This is a genomic window from Caulobacter sp. DWR1-3-2b1 (genome assembly GCF_049895765.1).
In the GTDB taxonomy this organism is placed as follows: Bacteria; Pseudomonadota; Alphaproteobacteria; order Caulobacterales; family Caulobacteraceae; genus Caulobacter.
Genome location: NZ_JAFCSZ010000028.1, coordinates 26857 through 46692 on the forward strand (window position 1 = coordinate 26857; position 19836 = coordinate 46692).

20 protein-coding genes are annotated in these 19836 nt (G+C 67.6%); 11 read left to right on the forward strand and 9 right to left on the reverse strand.

From position 1 onward, the window contains the following. Positions 1–6: 6 nt before the first annotated feature. Positions 7–627: a TetR/AcrR family transcriptional regulator gene (locus tag ACP69S_RS18515; protein ID WP_425999749.1), complete on the reverse strand. Its 621-nt coding sequence runs from the start codon at positions 625–627 to the stop codon at positions 7–9. A 247-nt stretch (positions 628–874) separates the two neighbouring features. Between ACP69S_RS18515 and ACP69S_RS18520 the strand changes: the two genes are divergently transcribed. The 3 genes from ACP69S_RS18520 (at position 875) to ACP69S_RS18530 (ending at position 4350) form a co-directional block, all read left to right on the forward strand. Continuing rightward, positions 875–1696 (forward strand): enoyl-CoA hydratase/isomerase family protein, encoded by an 822-nt coding sequence (locus ACP69S_RS18520; RefSeq protein ID WP_425999751.1) that lies wholly within the window; start codon positions 875–877, stop codon positions 1694–1696. A gap of 122 nt (positions 1697–1818) precedes the next feature. Then, a complete protein-coding gene (locus ACP69S_RS18525) occupies positions 1819–3267 on the forward strand; it encodes an NAD-dependent succinate-semialdehyde dehydrogenase (RefSeq protein ID WP_425999753.1) in 1449 nt (482 codons plus the stop codon). 114 nt (positions 3268–3381) lie between these two features. Further along, positions 3382–4350 carry an enoyl-CoA hydratase/isomerase family protein gene (locus ACP69S_RS18530; protein WP_425999755.1) on the forward strand — a complete coding sequence of 323 codons (969 nt, stop codon included), beginning with the start codon at positions 3382–3384 and terminating at the stop codon, positions 4348–4350. Here ACP69S_RS18530 and ACP69S_RS18535 read toward each other — a convergent pair. Genes ACP69S_RS18535 through ACP69S_RS18550 form a run of 4 tightly spaced genes read right to left on the reverse strand, consistent with a single transcriptional unit; the run spans position 4273 to position 8624 of the window. Next, positions 4273–5670 carry an amidohydrolase family protein gene (locus tag ACP69S_RS18535; protein WP_425999757.1) on the reverse strand — a complete coding sequence of 466 codons (1398 nt, stop codon included), beginning with the start codon at positions 5668–5670 and terminating at the stop codon, positions 4273–4275. The two genes, ACP69S_RS18530 and ACP69S_RS18535, sit on opposite strands and share 78 nt — an antisense overlap. After that, entirely contained in the window at positions 5664–6836 is a 1173-nt protein-coding gene (locus ACP69S_RS18540) for a CoA transferase (protein ID WP_425999759.1), read from the reverse strand. Before ACP69S_RS18540 ends, ACP69S_RS18535 begins: the two co-directional genes overlap by 7 nt. An 11-nt stretch (positions 6837–6847) precedes the next feature. Further along, complete coding sequence (locus ACP69S_RS18545) at positions 6848–8335, reverse strand: class I adenylate-forming enzyme family protein (protein WP_425999761.1); 1488 nt, start codon at positions 8333–8335, stop codon at positions 6848–6850. Between the two features lie 10 nt (positions 8336–8345). Beyond that, positions 8346–8624, reverse strand: a complete 279-nt coding sequence (locus tag ACP69S_RS18550) for a hypothetical protein (protein ID WP_425999762.1) — start codon at positions 8622–8624, stop codon at positions 8346–8348. Between the two features lie 258 nt (positions 8625–8882). Between ACP69S_RS18550 and ACP69S_RS18555 the strand changes: the two genes are divergently transcribed. The 3 genes from ACP69S_RS18555 to ACP69S_RS18565 all read left to right on the forward strand — a co-directional run bounded on the left by ACP69S_RS18555 (position 8883) and on the right by ACP69S_RS18565 (position 11299). Further along, positions 8883–9554, forward strand: coding sequence for an SDR family oxidoreductase (locus ACP69S_RS18555; RefSeq protein WP_425999764.1), 672 nt, complete (start codon positions 8883–8885; stop codon positions 9552–9554). Between the two features lie 147 nt (positions 9555–9701). Continuing rightward, entirely contained in the window at positions 9702–10019 is a 318-nt protein-coding gene (locus ACP69S_RS18560; RefSeq protein WP_425999766.1) for a 2Fe-2S iron-sulfur cluster-binding protein, read from the forward strand. A 41-nt stretch (positions 10020–10060) separates the two neighbouring features. After that, positions 10061–11299, forward strand: a complete 1239-nt coding sequence (locus ACP69S_RS18565; protein WP_425999768.1) for an NAD(P)/FAD-dependent oxidoreductase — start codon at positions 10061–10063, stop codon at positions 11297–11299. Here the strand turns inward: ACP69S_RS18565 and ACP69S_RS18570 are convergent. From ACP69S_RS18570 to ACP69S_RS18580, 3 genes are all read right to left on the reverse strand, one after another. Continuing rightward, complete coding sequence (locus ACP69S_RS18570; protein WP_425999771.1) at positions 11296–12318, reverse strand: CaiB/BaiF CoA transferase family protein; 1023 nt, start codon at positions 12316–12318, stop codon at positions 11296–11298. The genes ACP69S_RS18565 and ACP69S_RS18570 overlap by 4 nt on opposite strands. A 96-nt stretch (positions 12319–12414) precedes the next feature. Continuing rightward, positions 12415–13191 carry an enoyl-CoA hydratase-related protein gene (locus ACP69S_RS18575; protein ID WP_425999773.1) on the reverse strand — a complete coding sequence of 259 codons (777 nt, stop codon included), beginning with the start codon at positions 13189–13191 and terminating at the stop codon, positions 12415–12417. Further along, on the reverse strand, positions 13191–14180 hold the full coding sequence (locus ACP69S_RS18580; RefSeq protein ID WP_425999775.1) for an NAD(P)H-dependent flavin oxidoreductase: 990 nt from the start codon (positions 14178–14180) through the stop codon (positions 13191–13193). The genes ACP69S_RS18575 and ACP69S_RS18580 overlap by 1 nt, the downstream gene beginning before the upstream one ends. A 218-nt stretch (positions 14181–14398) precedes the next feature. Between ACP69S_RS18580 and ACP69S_RS18585 the strand changes: the two genes are divergently transcribed. From ACP69S_RS18585 to ACP69S_RS18605, 5 genes are all read left to right on the forward strand, one after another. Next, positions 14399–15526 carry an acyl-CoA dehydrogenase family protein gene (locus ACP69S_RS18585; protein ID WP_425999777.1) on the forward strand — a complete coding sequence of 376 codons (1128 nt, stop codon included), beginning with the start codon at positions 14399–14401 and terminating at the stop codon, positions 15524–15526. Positions 15527–15536: 10 nt separating this feature from the next. Further along, a complete protein-coding gene (locus ACP69S_RS18590; RefSeq protein WP_425999779.1) occupies positions 15537–16724 on the forward strand; it encodes an acetyl-CoA C-acyltransferase in 1188 nt (395 codons plus the stop codon). Between the two features lie 155 nt (positions 16725–16879). Next, positions 16880–17641 (forward strand): SDR family NAD(P)-dependent oxidoreductase, encoded by a 762-nt coding sequence (locus ACP69S_RS18595; protein WP_425999781.1) that lies wholly within the window; start codon positions 16880–16882, stop codon positions 17639–17641. 3 nt (positions 17642–17644) lie between these two features. Beyond that, positions 17645–18430, forward strand: a complete 786-nt coding sequence (locus ACP69S_RS18600) for an enoyl-CoA hydratase/isomerase family protein (RefSeq protein ID WP_425999782.1) — start codon at positions 17645–17647, stop codon at positions 18428–18430. A 2-nt stretch (positions 18431–18432) separates the two neighbouring features. Further along, on the forward strand, positions 18433–19593 hold the full coding sequence (locus ACP69S_RS18605) for an acetyl-CoA C-acetyltransferase (protein ID WP_425999784.1): 1161 nt from the start codon (positions 18433–18435) through the stop codon (positions 19591–19593). A 120-nt stretch (positions 19594–19713) separates the two neighbouring features. Here ACP69S_RS18605 and ACP69S_RS18610 read toward each other — a convergent pair. Next, positions 19714–19836 (reverse strand): hypothetical protein (locus ACP69S_RS18610; RefSeq protein WP_425999792.1); only part of this gene is annotated, 123 nt, incomplete at its 5' end.

Genomic DNA, 19836 nt, shown 5'->3' on the forward strand with positions numbered 1-19836 from the left:
CGCCGCTCAGGCCGGCGTCAGGGCCGCGACGAAGAGATCGGCGTAATGCTCGCCGATCTCCCGGGGCGAGGAGGGACCTGTCTCCTCGAACCACAGGGCGGCGGCGTTGAGCGCTCCGGCTATGGCGAAGGCGGTCATCTTGATGTCGGTCGGCTTCAGCGTTCCGTCGCGCACGCCATCCTCAAGCACCCGCCGGATGCGATCGTCGACGGTGCGCTTGATGGCCCGCAACTCCTTGCGCAGCGGGGGCGACAGGCTGTTGTCCGGCACGCGCGTCAGGCAGCGGCCGTAGATCGACAGGATGGCCTCGCCATAGGCGACGATCAGGACGCGCAGGCGCGTGCGCCCATCGGCGGCGTCGGCCTCCGAGCTACGGGTGACGTCGTCCAAGGTGTCCAGAGCGCGGCGATAGCAGGCGGCCAGCAGCGCCTCCTTGCTCTCACCGTAGTAGTAGATGGTGGGCTTGGTGACCTTCAGTGTCGTCGCGACGTCTTCCAGCGCGGTGTTGTGAAAGCCGCGCTCGTTGAACGCGCGCGCCGCGGCCAGCAGCACGGCTTCGCGCTTGATCTCGCGATCCTTGAGACGGTCGTTGGGCGTTTTCCAAGGCGAGGAGGGCGACGCAGACATTGATAGGCTTCACTCGACAAGAGGCGGCATATGCAAAGGCAAACCCAACAAACGCCAAGATCTGCGATCCTACAGAGCCCTCGCGGCCGGCGCATCCATCCATTCGACGAAGCGGGGCCGTCATCTACCGTCGGGGCGATGTGGAAGGGGGTCGGCTAGCTTTGCGGTCTGGGATAGAGGTTTCAGTGGCCGACGCGCCCATGTCGCCACCCCAATATCCGTGACTTCTCGCGGAAGGAGCCTGTTCTTGACCCATTCTCCCGAAGTCCAGACCGAGCCGCTGTCGTTCGAGCTGGAGGATGGCGTCGCGATCCTGACCCTCAACCGGCCAGGCCAGGGCAATTCCCTGAACCCGACTCTGCTGCTGGCGCTGGAAGCGGCCTGGGCGCGGGTCAATGAGGACACGGCCATCGTGGCGGTCATCCTCACCGGGGCCGGCGAGCGGCACTTCTGTACCGGAGCCGACGTGGCCGCGCTCGAGGTCGGCGTCGGCGGCTTGCAGAACCAGCCCTACGCCGCGGCCAACCGGTTCTCGCCGCGCATGTGTCAGGTGACCAAGCCGGTGATCTGCTGCGTCAACGGTCTGGTCAATGCGGGCGGCCTGCACTTCGTGGCCGACAGCGACATCGTCGTGGCCTGCCAGAGCGCGCAGTTCATGGACACCCATGTCAGTGTCGGTCAGGTCTCGGCCCTGGAATCCATCGGAATTGCTCGCAGGGCAGGTTTGGGCGCGGCCTTGTTGATGGGATTGGCGGGCAAATCATACCGGATGCCGGCCGAGCGGGCCTATGCGCTGGGTATGATCGATCTGCTCGAACCCACCGCCGCCGACGCCATGGCGAAGGCCAGGGAGCTGGCGCGCGCCCTGTGCGCCAACTCGCCCCAGGCCATGGCCCTGACCAAGCGAGCGATCTGGAGCGCCACCGAACTCAGCGATCCCGCCGCGCCGACCCATGGCTGGGAGCTGCTCAAGTCGCAGTGGTCGCACCCCGATTTCGAGGAAGGTCCCAAGGCCTTCGCCGAAAAACGCGAGCCGCGCTGGAACCCGGACCCCAACGCCCGGCGTTAGGTTTGGCGGCGCTCACAGCGTTGACGCGTTATCGCGAGCGCGATCCGCGGCGCGCCGCCGTCCTGTGCTAGGACGAGGGAAATACGGTCGCCCAAAGCGGCCCTGCCAAAGGTGATCCAGAGATGCGGCATCTGTTGAACGATCCGGCCCTCTTGCGCGAGCAGTGCTGGATTGGCGGCGCCTGGATCGGCGAGCCCAGTCTGGCCGTGACCGATCCCGCGACAGGCGAGACCCTGGGCCAGGTTCCCAGCCTAAGCGCCGAGGATGTGACCGCCGCCATCGCCGCCGCCGGGGCGGCGCTGCCTGAGTGGCGGGCAAAGACCGCCGGCGACCGGTCCCGCATCCTGCGCCGCTGGTACGACGCGGTGACAGCCGCCCAGGAGGATCTGGCGCTGATCCTCACTCGCGAGCAGGGCAAGCCCCTCGCCGAAGCGCGCGGCGAGATCGCCTATGCCGCCAGCTACATCGAGTGGTTCGCCGAAGAGGCCAAGCGCCTCTATGGCGAGGTGATCCCCAGCCACCGGGCCGACAGCCGGCTGGTTGTAATCCGCCAGCCAGTGGGCGTGGTCGCGGCGATCACACCCTGGAACTTCCCCGCGGCTATGGTGACGCGCAAGATCGCGCCAGCCCTCGCAGCGGGCTGCACGATCATCCTGAAGCCGGCGTCCCAGACGCCTCTGACCGCCCTGGCGCTGGTGCGTCTGGCCGAACAGGCCGGCATTCCGCCTGGTGTCCTCAACGTCGTCACCGGCTCGGCCCGGGTGATCGGCGGCGAGCTGACAGCCAGCCCGGTCGTGCGCAAGCTCACCTTCACCGGCTCGACCGAGGTGGGTAAGACCCTGATGGCGCAGTGTGCGCCCACCATGAAGAAGATCTCCATGGAACTGGGCGGCAACGCCCCGTTCATCGTCTTCGCTGACGCCGATCTCGACGCCGCCGTCGAAGGCGCGATCGCCTCGAAATATCGCAACAACGGCCAGACCTGCGTCTGCGTGAACCGTATCCTGGTTCACAAGGACATCGCCTCAGCCTTCGAGGCCAAGCTGGCCCAGGCCGTGGCCAAGCTGAAGGTCGGCCCCGGCAGCGAGGCCGGCGTCGCGCTTGGCCCGCTGATCGACCAGGCGGCGGTCCTCAAGGTGGAGGAGCACATCGCCGACGCGCTCAGCCATGGCGGACGCCTGGTAACCGGTGGCCGTCGCCACGACCTGGGCCATGGCTTCTTCGAGCCCACGGTGATCGGCGGCTGCACCCCGGCGATGCTGATCGCGCACGAGGAGACCTTCGGACCCGTCGCCGCGCTGTTCGAGTTCGAAACCGAAGCCGAGGCGCTAGCCATGGCCAATGACACCGAGGTCGGCCTGGCCGGCTATTTCTACACGCGGGATATCGGCCGGGTCTGGCGGGTGGCCGAGGCGCTGGAAGTGGGCATGGTCGGGATCAATACCGGCCTGATCTCCACCGAGGTCGCGCCGTTCGGCGGGATCAAGGAATCCGGCACCGGTCGCGAGGGTTCGCGGCACGGTCTGGAGGACTATAGCGAGCTGAAATACCTCTGCATGGGCGGACTCTAGCCGACCTGTCGCTCCGCGTGGGGATCAACGATCCCACGCAGAGCGCAATCCCGGACGCGATGAATACCGTGATCCTGCTTGCGGGGCGTCTGAGGTTCAGGGAAACCTCCAGTCATGATCCTCATCGATCCCGCGAACGGCTGGCCGGACATAAGCGAGCATCCCTGGCCACTGGGTTTCATCAACCTTGAGACCTGGCGCGAACCGGCGGCGATGGGCGTGGCGCCGTTTCCGCTGATCGGACTTGGCGCATCGACGCACCCTTCAGCAGCCTGGGTCGATGCGGTGGTCGAGCCCCCTGTCTCTGCCGAAGCGCTGATCTCCCAAGTCAACGCCAATCCGAACGCGGCGACTGTTGCGGTTCAAGTGCTGCGAGCGCTTGAGGGTGTCGCTGTCGAGCAGGCCTTGACCCTGGAATCCCTGGCCTACGGAATGCTGCAAGGCAGCGCCGAGCATGGCGCCTGGCTCGCAGAGCGCACGGCGAGTCCGTCGCCGCCGGGACGGGTTCTGATGACCCGCGAAGACGCCGTGTTGCGGATCACGCTGGACCGTCCCTGGGCTCGGAACGCCATCGACCGGACGATGCGGGACGAGCTCTTCCAAGCTTTTACGGTCGCCGCCAGCGATCAGGATATCCAAAGGGTTGAACTGCGATCCATCGGTCCCGCCTTCAGCGTCGGCGGCGATCTCGACGAATTCGGCGTCACCCGCGATCCTGCAACGGCTCACCGGATAAGAAGCCTGACCCTGCCGGCCCGGCCATTGTCACGCCGCGCCGAGATTGTGCACGTTCACATCCAGGGCGCGTGCGTCGGCGCCGGGCTGGAGATCGCAGCTTTCGCAGGGCGCATCACCGCGTCGCCGAAGGCCTGGTTCCAGCTTCCGGAACTGGCCATGAGCCTGATCCCCGGGGCCGGCGGTTGCGTGTCGATCGCGCGGCGGATCGGCCGTCAGCGGACCGCGCTCTTGCTGCTGTCGGGTCGCCGGATCAACGCAGCGACGGCGCTAGACTGGGGCCTTATCGACGCCATCGAAGATCGCCCGCCCATCGACCCAGGCGGCGCGGACCCGCACCTCAGCTAGGGCCTCCCGCGCCCGCGCCCAGGGACGGTCGATCAGGCAGAGGTCGGCGGGTGCGCCAACCTCCACGCGGCGTCGGCGCTCCAGCGCATCGGGCGCGCGCATATAGAGGTCCAGCGCCTCCTCGGGCGTCAACGCCTCGACCTCGCCGATCAGGTGTCCGTCCCGGGTGCGCCGCGACACGGCCGCCGCCATCGACGCCCACGGATCGGGGCCGCCGAAGGGCGCGTCGCTGCCGGCCGCCAGGGTAACGCCGGCGTCGCGGAAGGCGCTCAGACGATAGAGCAGGGGCTGCAGTTCAGGCTCCACGTCGGCGCGATAGATATCGCCGCGCTCGGCCACGAAATGCGGTTGGCTGACCACGGCCAACCCAAGGCGGGCGATCTCGTCGACGGCCGAGTTGGGGGCGATGGAGGCGTGCTCGATCCGGTCGCCGGGATGGACGCCGGCCGCGTCGAAGGCCGCCAGGGTGAAGACCAGCTCGACCTCGGTGGCGCAATGTACGGCGACCGCACGACCTCGCGTGTGGGCGGTCCGGACGAAGGATACGGCGTCGTCGAAGTCCGGCAGTTCCGCCTCGTGCAGATGCAGTTTCGCCGGGCCCAGCTGGACCGCGCCGGTCATGTCCGTCCGGCTAAGGTCCACCCGTCCGGCCAGCAGAACTTTTTGGGGCAAGGACCCAGTCGCATTCTGCGCGGCGAAATGGCGAGCCATGACAGCGTCGTTAGCGGGTGACATGTCGGTGAGGCCCGTGACGCCCGCGCGCGCCAGGATCGCGCCCACGGCCGCCAGGGCGGGGGGGCGACTGCCCAGCGCCTGTTTCATCCAGGCGTCCTCGTCGAACAGGCGTCCGGTGAACTTGCCGCCGTCGCGCTCCAGTCCGGGGGGCGGAGCGTGGTCGGCCAGCAAAATGTCCAGGGCCGCCGAATTGAGGAACCACATCCGGCCCGAGCGGTGCTGCACGCGGACAGGGCGGTCGGCCACGATCGCGTCGAGCATCGTCACGTCGAGCATGTCAGCGACGCTCTCGTGGTAGCCCGTGCCGCGTAGCCAGTCGCCGCCGGGAGCCGCCCGCAACGCTGCGGCGAAGGCGTCCGCATCGGCCACTTCTGGCGGGCCGCAGCGGACTGAGGTGAGTGACGCGGCCAGGGCGGCGGCATGGATGTGATGGTCGTGCAGACCAGGCAGCAACAAGCCACCATGCGCGGCGACCACGACTTCGCCCGGCGTGGCTTCCAATATCCCGATGGCCGTCACCACGCCCCGCTCGACGCGAATGTCACGAACAGGGCCATCCTCGAGTTGTGCGCCTGTGATCAGCATGGTGGGAGTCTCGCCAGATACGAGGCGGTGTCAGCGCCCCAGGCGGGGAGGACAGTCGCACGCCGTTTGCAGACGGGCTGGAATGGACGTCCCTCGGCCTGGCTCCAGGCCTTGAGCTCTACGGCGAGATCGGATGGCTCGGCTTCCGCCAGCGCCTTTGCGGCTACGCCGCGCATCGACAACCCGAAACGCCCGCCACGCCCCGTGCGCCAGGCATCCCAGGCCACCCGGGCGGCCATGATGCCGGTCAGCGGATCGGCGATGGCGTCACCGACGAAGCCCGAGCGGCCGCTCGCCGCCCGAAGCGCCACGCTCAGCCCCGCCGCGACGCCGCAATCGTCGCCAAACCCCACCCAGTCAGCCGCAGGGTCGTCGGCGCCGTGGCCGGTGATGGTGATCCAGACCAGTCCCGGCTTTGCGCGCACCAGTTCGCCGGCGTCGATCCCCAGTTGCGCCAGGGCGCGCGGACGGGCGGCTTCGATCACGATGTCGGACTGTGCGATCAGGGCCAGCAGCGCCCGGCGATCGTCCGGCGCGCGGAAATCCAGCGCCACGCTCGCCTTGCCCTGATTGAGTAGTCCGAACAGGGCGCAGTCGCCGTCGCGCATGGCGTCGGGGCGGGTGTGGCTCTCGACCTTGATCACCTCGGCGCCGGCGAGCCACAGCAGGTGTCCGGCTAACGGGCCAGCCCATAGAGCGGAAAGATCGAGGACCTTCGGACGGCGCGCGCTGGGCGTCGCGGGAGCGCCTTCGACAAGGGTCACGCATGATGGACCGGGCGGGGTGTCCTCGCGCTCGGCGGCGATCGCCAGGCCCATCAACCTGCCGCGCGCCACCAAGGGCATGGCGTCGGAGATGGCGATCTGGGCAGCGACAGCCTGCTCGTCAGCGATGTCCAGCGCGTCGGTCTCGAACAGCGCCGGGAGCAATTCACGGTCCGCAGCGCGGGCCAGGTTGAGGGCCACCGCGCCGTCGCGGGCGTCGTAGAGCCGGCAGCCGCCACCGGCCGAGATCCGGCCAGGGATCATAAAACCGCCAAGCATCGCCCGTTCGCCGATCAAGGTCGCGCCGTCGATCCCGGCCAGGCGCGCGTCACCGACGTCCCGGGCCAGAGCCTCGACCCAGAGGTCGGCGACGCCGGTCAGCGGGTTGCGGGGGGCGGTCACGACGCCGGGTTTCAGAAGAGTTTGCGTACCTCTCGCCTCAGCAGTTTGCCCATCTCGTTATAGGGCAGGGCGTCGACGAATACGATGTGTTCGGGCACGCGCGAAGAGCGCAGGCGCCCCCGAATGAGACTGCGAAGTTCGTCCTCGGTTGGCGCGACATGGCCAGCCTTGGCCGCCAGCGCCACGCCGACCGTTTCGCCCCATTCGACAGAGGCGACCGCGACGGCTGCCGCGTCGGCGAGCGCCGGATGCGTCATCAGCACGTCCTCGATCTCACCCGGCGAGATGTTCTCGCCGCCGCGAACGATCACGTCGTCGGCGCGGCCCGCCAGGAACAGATAGCCCCCGGCGTCTAGCCAGCCGGCGTCGCGGGTCGGGAACCAGCCATCGGCGTCCAGCGCGCTGCGCTCGCGATACTCGCCCGACACCTGCTCGCCGCGCACATAGATCTCGCCGCGTTCGCCGGTCGGAAGGACCTTTCCGTCCTCGTCGCGGATCTCCAGCTCAATAGTCGGCAGCGGCTTTCCGACCGAAGCCAGGCGCGCGCGGACGGCGTCGTCCTCCGCGCGGTGGGCGCCGCGGTGCTCGTCAGGGCCCAGCAGGGCGACGGTCGAGCTGGTTTCGGTCAGGCCATAGGCGTTGGTGAAGCCGCAGTCCGGGAACAGGTCCAGGGCGCGCTCGATCAGTTCCAGCGGCATGCGGCCGCCGCCATAGGCCAGGGCTCGCAGCGATCCGACATCGGCCGCCGCGCCCGCGTCGATCCGCGCGATGATCCGCGACAGCATGGTCGGCACGACGAAGGCGTTGCTGGCGCCCTCGGCCTCGACCAAAGCAAGCCAGGCGTCAGGATCGAAGGCCGGCAGCAGCAGAATGCGACGCAGGGCGTAGATCGAGCTCAGCAGGGCCGCGATCCCGGCGATGTGGTAAGGCGGAACGCAGACCAGCGCTGCGTCTTCCTCGGGCGCCGAGGCGAACTCGACCGTTCCCAGGATGTAGGACAGCAGGTTGGAATGGCGCAGCACGGCGGCCTTGGGCGCGGCGGTCGTGCCGCTGGTGAACAGCTGGACCGCGATGGTTTCTTCGCTGTCCTCCAGCTCGGGGCCGTCCGACGAGGCCTCGGCTTCGGCGACGAACTGCGCGCGAGAGCGGGCGACATGGCCGGCGCTCGGGCTCAGCCGTTCGATCTGCGCGGCGTCGCCAACGATATAGGCCGGCGCGACGCGGGCCAGCAGGGCGGCGAGATCGGCCTCGGCCAGACGATAGTTGAGCGGCACGTAGGGGACGCCGGCGATGGCGGCGCCGAACAGGGCGATGGCGGCGGCTTCGCTGCTCTCGTCCAGCAGGGCGACGTGGCTGCAGCCACTCTCGCGGAGGCGCCGCGCCGCGCCCAGGGCCGCGCGCTGCAATCCGGCATAGGACCAGCGTCGTCCATCGCAAACCAGACCGATGCGATCCGGATCCGCGTCGGCCGCCATCTGCAGGATGAGCGAGATATTCATGAAGCGTGACTCAGTCGGAGGAAGGCAGCGGCTTGGCTTCTTTGGTCTGCAGCGCAACGCCGTCGAGCGACAGGGAGCCCTGTCCCGCCTTCACGCACAGAAACTCGACCGTGCTGGCCGCATCGACATAACGCTTGCCGATCTGGGACCCGGTAGCGAAAGCCGGATCGGCGGCGCCGCGCTCGGCAGTGCGCTTTTCGACCATGGGCGCGCCGCCGCAAGCGACGGTTCCCGCGCCGGCGCGGATCACCATCACGTCGGTGTCGCAGACGCTGCTGCTAAGCTTCATTCCAGGCTTCATGGCCATCCTCGATGTTCACAGGCGATCGCGTTGGGCGCCGCAGGGCCAAGACTAGGCCCTGTTCCTATTATTTCACCCGAGCGTAGCAAGAGCGGCGACGGTCTTGGCGGAAGGCATCGCGGCGACGATGAGATTAGCACCTTTGGGTTTGGCCGATACTACGGCCCTTGGCCGGGCCTGTCTGGCGAAGGATATCATCCTGTCGCCGGTCGAATGATCGCGCCCGATGAGCAGCAGGAGCAAGACATGGCCCGCACAGTAGCGGTCACCGGCGCGGCGGGTGCGCTTGGCCGAAAGACGGTCGAGGTCCTGAAGCAGGCCGGATGGAACGTGGTCGGAATCGATCTCGCGGCAGACCCCTTCGAAGGCGTGGATCTGGCGCTGGGCGGTGTCGACCTGACCGACGAGACGGCAATGAAGGTCGCCGCCGGTCGTATCGAGACGCAGTTTGGTCAGCTCGATGGACTGGTGAACATCGCTGGCGGCTTCCAGTGGGAGACCGTGATCGATGGTGACATCGCGACCTGGGACCGGCTGTACGCGATGAACATCAAGACCACCCTGGTGACCTCGCGCGCGCTGACGCCACTGCTGCTGGCGTCGAAGGGCGCTATCGTCAATGTCGGCGCTGCCGCTTCAATCAAGGCGGCGATGGGAATGGGGGCCTATGCCGCGTCCAAGGCCGGCGTCGCGCGCCTGACCGAGGCCTTGGCCGAGGAACTGAAAGACGCAGGGGTCCGCGTCAACGCCGTGCTGCCTAGCATCATCGACACCGCTGCCAACCGGAAGGACATGCCGGACGCCGACTTCACCCGCTGGGTGACGCCTGAAGCCCTGGCCAATGTCGTCGTGTTTCTGCTGTCGCCGCAGGCTTCGGCCGTTACTGGCGCGCTGCTGCCCGTCACCGGCCGGGTCTGATCGCGGTCGCAAACATACGGCGTGGCGATATCTTGTGAGGAGCGGCGCCGCGTCGCCTTGTTCGCAGGGCTGGGTTGGTGCATTCGGCAAGGCTTGCGTTTGCGTCCACGACCCCGGGGCCGTAGCGCTTCATCGGAGTTTTCCATCGTGCCAAAGCTGATCGTCGTTACCCGTGAAGGCGTGGAACGGGAAATCGAGGGCGACGCCGGACTGACGGTGATGGAACTGATCCGCGACGCGGGGTTCGATGAGCTTCTGGCGCTGTGCGGCGGCTGCTGCAGCTGCGCCACCTGCCACGTCCATGTCGATCCAGCCTTCGCCGACAAGCTGCCCAAGATGACTGACGACGAGAACGACTTGCTCGACAGCTCGGCGCATCGTGACGAGCGCTCGCGCCTCTCATGCCAGTTACGCTTCAGCGACGCGCTCGACGGCATGAAGGTGCAGATCGCCGAAGAGGACTAGGCGGAAGCCGCCGAGACCGACGAAGATCATGGGACCGTCGAATGCGTAACGATACGGACGTCTTGATTGTCGGCGCGGGCCACGCCGGGGCGGCCTGCGCGATCGCGCTGCGTCAGGGCAAGTTCGAGGGCAGGATCCTCGTCGTCGGCGCCGAGCCTGACCTGCCCTATGAACGGCCACCCCTGTCGAAGGAATATTTCGGCGGCGACAAGCCGTTCGAGCGTTTGCTGATCCGTCCCGAGGCCTTCTGGGTCGAGCGGAACGTAACGTTCAAGCTCGGAACGACGGTGACCTCTGTCGACGCCGCAGCCCATACTGTGACGACGGAGTCCGGCGAGGTAATCGGCTATCGCCACCTCGTCTGGGCGACGGGCGGCGCGCCGCGCCGCGTCAGTTGCGACGGCCACCATCTGGCTGGTGTGAACACCGTGCGCACGCGAGCCGACGCCGACCGGATGATGGCCGAGATGCCCAACGTCTCGAACGTCGTGGTGATCGGCGGTGGCTATATCGGCCTCGAGGCGGCGGCGGTGCTGTCCAAGTTCGGCAAGAAGGTCGTCCTGCTTGAGGCCCTGGACCGGGTGCTGGCCAGGGTCGCGGGCGAGCCGCTGTCGCGCTTCCTGGAGGCCGAGCATCGCGCGCATGGCGTGGATGTCCGGCTCGGCGTGGCCGTCGACTGCATCCTCGGCGAGGATCGGGTCACCGGGGTGCGGCTGGCCGATGGTGAGGTGCTGCAGGCCGATCTGGTGATTGTCGGCATCGGGATCGTCCCGGCGGTTGAGCCGCTGGTCGCCGCGGGCGCCGAGGGTGGCAACGGCGTGGCGGTCGACGCGCACTGCCGCACGACCCTGCCCGACGTGTTCGCGATCGGCGACTGCGCGCGCCACGCCAACCGCTATGCCGAAGGCGCGCAGGTCCGGCTGGAGTCCGTGCAGAACGCCAATGATCAGGCGAGCGTGGCGACTAAGGCCATCCTGGGTCAGCCGATCGACCACGACGCGACGCCGTGGTTCTGGTCCAACCAGTACGACATCAAGCTGCAGACGGTCGGACTTTCCATCGGCTACGACCAGACCGTGGTCCGGGGCGACATCGCCAGCCGCAGTTTTTCCGTGATCTATCTGAAGGCCGGTCGGGTCGTCGCGCTTGATTGCGTCAATGCGGTGAAGGACTATGTCCAGGGCCGCAAGCTGGTCGTGGAAGGCGCGCGCGTGGACGTGGCGCGTCTGGCCGACGCGACCACGCCTCTCAAGGATCTGGTGACGGAAGCGGTCAGCTAACCTTCGGCGCCCTTGCGGGGTGTCGCATTCCACTGATCGACCACTGCAGCGCCGTCACCGGCCGCCTGGATCGCGCCGGGCGTGCGTGAAAAGCGCGGGACGGGCGCCACCTGCCGCAGGCCGTCGTGCGCGACATAGACTCCGCGCTCGGCCATGTGCGGGTGATCGGGCGCATCCTTCAGCGCGACGACGGGCGCGAAGCAGGCGTCGGTTCCCTCCAGCAGCACGCACCATTCGCTGGCTGTCCGAGTGCGGAAGATTTTTGCCAGGGCCATCGACCGCTCCGGCCAAAGCGAGGCGTCGTTCTGCTTGTCGAAGAAGTCGGCTGGTGCGTCGATCCGCTTGAGCAGTTCGGCGTAGAACTGCGGCTCGAGAGGACCAAGCGCGATCTCCTGGCCGTCGGCGCAGATGTAGCAGCGATAGAACGGCGCGGCGCCGCCCAGCATGTTGCCTTCGCGCGACATGTCGATGCGGCCGCTGGGCAGCAGTCCCGCGAACCTGCTCATCAGGGACGAGACCCCGTCCACTATGGCCGCGTCGATCACTTGGCCCTTGCCCGAGCGCTCGCGTTCCCGGAGCGCGGCCATGATCCCGAACGCCAACAGCATCGATCCGCCACCGAAGTCGCCCACCAGGTTCAGCGGTGGCGTCGCGGGCTCGCCCGGACGTCCCATGGCGGCAAGCGCTCCGGTGAGAGCGATGTAGTTGATGTCGTGGCCAGCCGCTTTGGCAAGGGGACCGGTCTGGCCCCAGCCGGTGATCCGCCCAAAGACCAGCCGGGGGTTGCGGGCGAGCAGGACATCCGGGCCCAGGCCCAGGCGTTCCATGGTTCCGGGCCGGAAGCCCTCAATGACCACATCGGCATGGGCGATCACGTCCAGGCAGCGGGCGAGTCCTTCTTCGCTGCGCAGGTCGATGGCCAAGGTCGCGCGGCCACGATCGACCACGGGATTGGGCCAGCCGTTGCCGCCTTGGCGGTCGATGCGAACCACCTCGGCGCCCAGGTCGGACAGCAGCATTGCACAATGCGGCCCCGGGGCCGATGCCGACGAACTCCACGAGCCGCAGCCCGCTGAGTGGGCCGGCGCGTTCCGACGTGGAGCTCGGCTTCAAGGTCATTTTCCCTTCCAGTCGGGCGCGTGCTTGGCGGCGAAGGCGGCGGGGCCTTCCCTGGCGTCTTCCGAGGCCAGCATATGTCGTACGGCGGGATAGTCCCACTGGGCTTCCAGGGCCGTGGCGAGCGGTTCGCCCAGACCCTTGAGCGCGGTCTGCTTGGTGGCGCGCACCGACATCGGGCTGCAAGCCAGGATTTCCTCGGCCCAGCGCATCGCGCCGGCCAGGGCGTCGCTCGGGACCACCTCATTGACAAAGCCCAGCGACAGACCCTCGGCGGCGCTGAGCCGGCGGCCAGTCAGCATCAGCCCCATGGCCCGCTTCAGGCCGATCTCTTGCGGCAGGCGCAGGATCCCGCCGCCCAGAGCGGCCAAGCCCACCTTGACCTCCGGCAGGGCGAAGGTGGCGTTCTGGGCGGCGACGACGATGTCGCAGGCCAGGGCGATCTCGAAGCCGCCGCCCATGGCGATGCCATTCACGGCCGCGATCACCGGCTTGGTGAGTTCAAGGCGCGAAGTGATGCCGCCAAAACCCGAGGGCGGCAGGTCAGCGCTGCTCAGCGGCATGGGCGACATGAGGTCGTGTCCCGCGCAGAAGGCCTTTGGTCCCGCGCCGGTCAGGATAGCGACCCATTGCTCGTCATCGGCCTCGAAGGCGTCGAAGGCGTGGGCCAGTTCGACCTGAGCCTCGGCGTTGAGCGCATTGTGCCTGTCGGGCCGGTTGATTGTGACGATGGTGACGCGGCCGGCGTTCTCGACCGTGAGGAAGGCGTAGGCCATCAGGCGCGCCCCTCGGTGAGGAAGCCGGACAACCGGCCCCGGATGATCGTTTCGGCGTCATGCATGATGCGGTCGATCAGATCCTGGCAGGTCGGAATGTCGTGGATCAGGCCTTGGACCTGGCCGGCCCAGATCAGCCCGGCGTCGACATCGCCCGTCTCGAGCGCGGTGCGGCCTTGGGCGCCGGAAACCAGCGGCCGGACGTCCTCGAACACCGCGCCGGCCTTGCCGCCCCGCGCCACGACCTCGTCCGACACTGAGTTCTTGGCCACGCGGCCGGTATTGTGGAAGGCGCGGAAGATCAGGTTGGTGGCGCGCTCGTCGTTCTGGACCAGCAGCAGCTTGATGTTGTCATGGATCGGGGCTTCGACCGTGGCGCAGAAGCGCGTGCCCATGTTGATGCCCTCGGCGCCGAGGGCCAGGGCGGCGGCCAGGCCACGTCCGTCGCCGATCCCGCCACTGGCGATCATCGGGATCTTGACCTTGTCGGCGGCCGCCGGGATCAGCACCAGGCCGGGAATGTCGTCTTCGCCCGGGTGGCCAGCGCATTCGAAGCCGTCGATGGAGATCGCGTCGACCCCCATCCGCTCGGCCGAGAGCGCATGGCGCACAGCCGTGCATTTGTGGATGACCTTAATTCCATGCGCCTTGAAGTCGTCGACATGCTCCTGCGGCTTGTAGCCGGCGGTCTCGACGATGGTGATGCCTGACTCGATGATCGCCCGGCGATACTCGGCATAGGGCGGCGGCGAGACCGAAGGCAGGATCGTCAGGTTCACGCCGAACGGCTTGTCGGTCATCGCCCGGCAGCGGTCGATCTCGCGGCGCAGTTCGTCGGGTGTCGGTTGGGTGAGGGCGGTCAACAGGCCAAGGCCGCCGGCATTGGAAACCGCCGCCGCCAGCTCGGCGCGACCGACCCACATCATGCCGCCCTGAACAATGGGATGCTCGATACCGACAAGCTCGGTGAAGCGGGTGCGAATCCCCATTTTTCAACCCTTCCGATTTGCGCCGCGCCCAAGGCCGACTTCGTTGTTTTTGCACTTACTTCCGGGTAGGTGATCGGGGCTCGGAACCTTGTCAATACGCCGCCCGGGCAAGCATCGCGGCTCTGATCTGTTAGGCTGCGTCACGCGTCGCGGATTGACGACGCAGCGCAAAATCCAAAGAAACTACTCTTGAGTAAATTCCAGACTTTCGGGTTTTCATGATCCTCACCGCGACGCAATTGGCCATCCGCGACGCGGTGCGCGACTTCGCGCAGGAGCGTCTTCGCCCGCAGTCAGCGGCCTTCGAAGCGGCTGGCGGTTATCCTCAGGCGCTGTTCGAAGAAGTCGCCGGGCTGGGCCTGATGGGCATGACCGCGCCCGAGGAGTTCGGCGGCGCTGGCGCGGACTATGTCTCCTATGCCCTGGCGCTGATCGAGATCGCGGCGGGCGATGGCGCATTGTCGACGATCATCTCGATCCAGAACAGCCTGATCGTTTCCGCGCTCCAGCGCTTGGGCTCGCCGGAACAGCAGACCCGCTTCCTGGCTGATCTCGTGGCTGGCCGCATGATCGGCGCGTTCGCCCTGACCGAGGCCGATGCGGGTTCGGACGCCTCGGCGATCCGGACGCGCGCGACGCGTGTCGAGGGCGGCTGGCGGCTGAATGGCGCCAAGCAATTCATCACCTCCGGGCGCATCGCCGGTCTGGCCATCGTCTTCGCTGTCACCGACCCCGCCGCCGGTAAGAAGGGCCTGTCGGCCTTCCTCGTGCCGACCGACCGCGCGGGCTATTCGGTGGACAAGGTCGAGCACAAGCTGGGCCAGGCCGCTTCGGACACCTGCGCGATCCGCTTCGAAAACCTGTTCATCGAAGACGCCTTGATGCTGGGCGGAGAGGGCGAAGGCTATCGCATCGCGCTCTCCAACCTTGAGGTCGGCCGCATCGGCATCGCGGCGCAGTGCGTGGGGATGGCCCAGGCGGCGCTCGACATCGCGGTCGGCTACGCCAAGGAGCGCAAGAGCTTCGGCAAGGCTATCATCGAGCATCAGGCCGTCGGTTTCCGCCTGGCCGATCTGGCCACGCGGCTGGAGGCGGCGCGCCAGATCGTGCTCTCCGCCGCCGCGTTGAAGGAGGCGGGAGAGCCCTGTCTCACCCAGGCCTCGATGGCCAAGCTGTTCGCCTCCGAGACCGCCGAGGCGGTTGTGTCCGGGGCGATCCAGACCCTGGGCGGCTACGGTTATCTTGAGGAATACGGCCTCGCGAAGATCTATCGCGATGTCCGCGTCTGCCAGATCTATGAGGGCACGTCCGATATCCAGCGGATGGTGATCGCCCGTGCGCTTTGAGGAAAACACTATGTCCGCTGCCGATCCCGTCGTCATCGCCGGCTATGCCCGCACCCCCATGGGCGGCTTTCAGGGCGAGCTTTCGGGCCTGAAGTCCACGGAGCTCGGCGCGGCGGCCGTCCGCGCGGCGGTCGAGCGGTCGGGCGTTTCGCCGGATGCGGTCCAGCGAATCTTCATGGGCTGCGTGCTGCCGGCCGGCCTTGGCCAGGCGCCCGCACGCCAGGCGGCGCTCGGTGCCGGCCTGTCGATTTCAACCCAGGCCACCACCGTCAACAAGATGTGCGGCTCGGGCATGCAGGCCGCAATGATGGCCTATGACGCTCTCGCCGCCGGCAGCGCCGACGTGATCGTCGCGGGCGGCATGGAGAGCATGAGCAACGCGCCCTACGCCCTGCCCAAGCATCGCGCCGGCGCGCGCATCGGTCATGGCCAGGTGATTGACACCATGATGATGGACGGCCTCGAGGACGCCTATACGCCCGGCAAGGCGATGGGCGCCTTCGCCGAGGACGCCGTGCGCGCCTATCAGTTCACGCGGGACGAACAGGACGCCTTCGCGATCCGCTCGCTCTCGCGCGCCAATGCCGCCATCGCCAGCGGCGCGTTCGAGCGCGAGATCGTCGCGGTGACGGTCTCCGGCCGAGGCGGCGATACGGTTATCTCCATCGACGAGCAGCCCGGCAAGGCCAAGCCCGAAAAGATCCCGTCGCTGAAGCCCGCCTTCCTCAAGGACGGCACCATCACCGCCGCCAACGCCTCCTCCATCTCGGATGGCGCCGCGGCGCTGGTCATGACCCGCGCGAGCGTGGCCGAGAAGCTCGGGCTGAAGGTTGTAGCGCGGGTGCTTGGCCATGAGGGCCATGCGCATGAGCCTGGGCTGTTCACGACGGCCCCGGTTCCGGCCATGCAGCGGCTGATGACGCGGATCGGCTGGACGGTCGACGATGTCGATCTGTTCGAGGTCAACGAGGCCTTCGCCGTGGTGGCCATGATCGCCGCGCGCGACCTGGGCATTCCCGACGACAAGCTCAACGTCAACGGCGGCGCCACCGCGCTGGGCCATCCGATCGGCGCCAGCGGAGCGCGCATCCTTGCGACCTTGCTCGGCGCGCTCGAAAATCGCGGCCTCAAGCGAGGCATCGCCAGCCTGTGCATTGGCGGCGGCGAAGCCACGGCCATGGCGGTGGAACTTGTCTAACCTTCCGGTCGAGCGGGGGGCTCGACGGGTCGTGACGCCTGAGGCGTCGGCTGACGGCGGTGAAATCGGCAGGGGATTGCGATTTCACCGCCTCGCCATCTTTCGCGAATGAAAAACGAGGCGTCGCTCTGCGGCGCAAGAGAAGGACGAAGCTCATGGACTTGAACGGTATCGCCGCGATCGTCACGGGTGGAGCCTCCGGGCTGGGCAATGCCACGGCCAAGATGCTGGCGGCGCAAGGCGCTAAAGTCACGATCTTTGACTTGAACGAAGAGGTCGGCGTCGCCGCCGCCAAGGAAATTGGCGGTCTGTTCGTCAAGGTCAACGTCTCCGACGAAGCCAGCGCCAACGAGGGCTTCGCGGCGGCGGAGGCGGTGCATGGCGTCGCGCGCGTGCTGGTCAACTGCGCTGGCGTCGCGCCGGCTGCCCGCATCGTGGCCAAGGATGGCTCGCCGCATTCGCTCGACATCTATCGCAAAACCATTGAGGTCAACCTGATCGGCACGTTCAACATGATCTCCAAGTTCGCCGCCCGCGTGGTCGCAGCGGGCGTGGAGGGCGAGGAAGCCGGGGTGATCGTCAACACAGCCTCGGTCGCCGCCTTTGACGGCCAGATCGGCCAGGCCGCCTATGCCTCGTCAAAGGGCGGCGTGGTGGGCCTGACCCTGACCGCGGCGCGCGATTTGGCTCAGCACCGCGTCCGCGTAGTGACCATCGCGCCGGGCATTTTCCTGACGCCCATGTTGATGGGTCTGCCGCAGACGGCGCAAGACTCGCTGGGCCAGCAGGTTCCGCACCCTAGCCGTCTGGGCAAGCCGGAAGAGTATGCGCAGATGGTCGGGGCGATCATCGCCAATCCTATGCTGAACGGCGAAGTCATCCGCCTGGACGGCGCCATCCGCATGGCGCCGCGCTAGGTCATGGCCGACACCGTCCTCCTCGAACGCGACGGCGCCGTCGCCCGGATCACCCTCAATCGGCCGGAGGTCGGCAACGCTCTCGACCTGCCGACGGCGCGCGCGCTGATGGAGGCGGTGATTGCCTGCGACGAGGATGACGCCGTTCGCTGCGTGCTGCTGACCGGTTCAGGGCGACTGTTCTGCGTGGGCGGCGACGTCGCCGCCTTCGCGCAGGCGGGCGACCAGCTGCCGGCCTTCCTCAAGGAGATCACCGTCTACGTCCATGCAGCCGTCGCGCGGCTTATGCGGATGAACAAGCCGGTGGTGACCGCGATCAACGGCTCAGCGGCCGGAGCGGGGATCGGGCTGGCGATCCTGGGCGATATCGCGCTCGCCGACCCGCGCGCCCAGTTTACCCTGGCCTACAGCGCCATCGGCCTGTCGCCGGACGGCGGGACCACCTGGTTGCTGCCGCGCCTGATCGGCCTGCGGCGCGCGCAGGAGCTTTGCTTGCGCAACCGGCGGCTCTCCGCCGAGGAAGCCGCCGCCATGGGCCTGGTCACGCGCGTTGTCGAGGGCGACCTGATGGCCGAGGCCTCCTTGGTCGCACAGGATCTGGCGCGCTCGGCCACGCCCGCGCTCGGCATGACCCGACGGCTGCTGCTCGACAGCGCCACGGCCTCGCTTGAAGCTCAACTGGACGCCGAAAGCCGCGGCATCGCCAGCGTCTCACGCACGGCCGAGGGCAAGGAGGGTGTCGCCGCCTTCCTCGAAAAGCGCGTGCCCAACTTCACCGGAGACAAGTGACCATGGCCCAAGCCTATATCGTTGAATCGCTCCGCACCGCTGGCGGTCGCCGCAAGGGCGCGCTGTCGGGGACCCACCCCGCCGATCTTGGCGCGACCGTGCTGAACGCCCTGGTCGAGCGCAGCGGCATCGATCCGGCGGCCGTCGAGGACGTCATCGTCGGTTGCGTGACCCAGGCGGGTGAGCAGTCCTTCGCCTTTGGTCGCAATCTGGTGCTGGCCTCGTCGCTGCCCGATAGCGTGCCGGCCGTGACCATTGATCGCCAGTGCGGATCCTCACAGCAAGCCGTCCAGTTCGCCGCCCAGGCCGTTATGTCGGGCACCCAGGACATCGTGATCGCGGCGGGCGCCGAAAGCATGACGCGTGTGCCGATGGGTTCGAACTTCTCGCTCCACGCCAAGGCCGAGATCGGCGAGGGGCCGTGGCCGCAGTCGATCAAGGATCGTTACGGCGTCACCGAGTTCAGCCAGTTCCGCGGCGCGCAGATGATCGCCGACAAGTACGGCTTCTCCCGCGAGCAGATGGACGAGTACGCCCTGCAAAGCCATCTGAAGGCGGCGGCGGCGATCAAGGCGGGCGCGTTCAAGAACGAGATCGTGCCAGTCCAGATTGCCGATGGCGTGTTCGATCAGGACGAAGGCGTGCGTTATGACGCCTCGCTGGAGGGCATGGCCGGCGTCAAGACGATCCTCGAAGGCGGCTCCATCACCGCCGCCAACGCCAGCCAGATGACCGACGGCGCCTCGGGCGCCCTGATCGTCAGCGAGGCGGCGCTGAAGCGCTTCAACCTGACGCCGATCGCTCGCATCGTGAACCTCACGGTCACGGCCGGCGATCCGGTCATCATGCTGGAGGAGCCGATCGCGGCGACCCGCAGGGCGCTGGAACGCGCGGGGATGAAGCTCGACGACATCGACCTGTTCGAGGTCAACGAGGCCTTCGCCTCGATCCCCATGGCTTGGTTGAAGGCGCTCGGCGCTGATCCAGCCAAGCTGAACGTCAGCGGCGGCGCCATCGCCCTGGGCCACCCGCTCGGGGCCACCGGGGCCAAGCTGATGTCGACCCTGATCCATGGCCTGAAGGCTCGGGGTGGCCGTTACGGCCTGCAGACGATGTGCGAAGGCGGCGGCATCGCCAATGTGACCATCGTGGAGCGGCTCTAGCCGAGCTCACGTCTGACTCGGAGGCCGGTTTTAGGAAAGCAAGAAACGGGCGGTTCGGGAGCTAAGTCCCGAACCGCCCGTTGGTAGTCGCCCCGGGAGGAGGGAGCGACGCACCGAGGTCTATTTCATCGTCGGTATGACGAAGGCGGAGTCCTCGACCTCGCCTTCGGGCCAGCGGGCGGTGACGGTCTTGAGCTTGGTGTAGAACCGCACGCCTTCGGAGCCGTACTGGTTGGTGTCGCC

What these genes read in the sequence shown, in the direction of transcription:
- ACP69S_RS18580 (WP_425999775.1), bottom strand. Translation starts at nt 14,180, where the DNA reads ATGGGGATTCGCACCCGCTTCACCGAGCTTGTCGGTATCGAGCATCCC.
- ACP69S_RS18515 (WP_425999749.1), bottom strand. Translation starts at nt 627, where the DNA reads ATGTCTGCGTCGCCCTCCTCGCCTTGGAAAACGCCCAACGACCGTCTC.
- ACP69S_RS18595 (WP_425999781.1), top strand. Translation starts at nt 16,880, where the DNA reads ATGGACTTGAACGGTATCGCCGCGATCGTCACGGGTGGAGCCTCCGGG.
- ACP69S_RS18590 (WP_425999779.1), top strand. Translation starts at nt 15,537, where the DNA reads ATGTCCGCTGCCGATCCCGTCGTCATCGCCGGCTATGCCCGCACCCCC.
- ACP69S_RS18535 (WP_425999757.1), bottom strand. Translation starts at nt 5,670, where the DNA reads ATGCTGATCACAGGCGCACAACTCGAGGATGGCCCTGTTCGTGACATT.
- ACP69S_RS18585 (WP_425999777.1), top strand. Translation starts at nt 14,399, where the DNA reads ATGATCCTCACCGCGACGCAATTGGCCATCCGCGACGCGGTGCGCGAC.
- ACP69S_RS18565 (WP_425999768.1), top strand. Translation starts at nt 10,061, where the DNA reads ATGCGTAACGATACGGACGTCTTGATTGTCGGCGCGGGCCACGCCGGG.
- ACP69S_RS18530 (WP_425999755.1), top strand. Translation starts at nt 3,382, where the DNA reads ATGATCCTCATCGATCCCGCGAACGGCTGGCCGGACATAAGCGAGCAT.
- ACP69S_RS18545 (WP_425999761.1), bottom strand. Translation starts at nt 8,335, where the DNA reads ATGAATATCTCGCTCATCCTGCAGATGGCGGCCGACGCGGATCCGGAT.
- ACP69S_RS18570 (WP_425999771.1), bottom strand. Translation starts at nt 12,318, where the DNA reads ATGCTGCTGTCCGACCTGGGCGCCGAGGTGGTTCGCATCGACCGCCAA.
- ACP69S_RS18525 (WP_425999753.1), top strand. Translation starts at nt 1,819, where the DNA reads ATGCGGCATCTGTTGAACGATCCGGCCCTCTTGCGCGAGCAGTGCTGG.
- ACP69S_RS18605 (WP_425999784.1), top strand. Translation starts at nt 18,433, where the DNA reads ATGGCCCAAGCCTATATCGTTGAATCGCTCCGCACCGCTGGCGGTCGC.
- ACP69S_RS18555 (WP_425999764.1), top strand. Translation starts at nt 8,883, where the DNA reads ATGGCCCGCACAGTAGCGGTCACCGGCGCGGCGGGTGCGCTTGGCCGA.
- ACP69S_RS18575 (WP_425999773.1), bottom strand. Translation starts at nt 13,191, where the DNA reads ATGGCCTACGCCTTCCTCACGGTCGAGAACGCCGGCCGCGTCACCATC.
- ACP69S_RS18550 (WP_425999762.1), bottom strand. Translation starts at nt 8,624, where the DNA reads ATGAAGCTTAGCAGCAGCGTCTGCGACACCGACGTGATGGTGATCCGC.
- ACP69S_RS18600 (WP_425999782.1), top strand. Translation starts at nt 17,645, where the DNA reads ATGGCCGACACCGTCCTCCTCGAACGCGACGGCGCCGTCGCCCGGATC.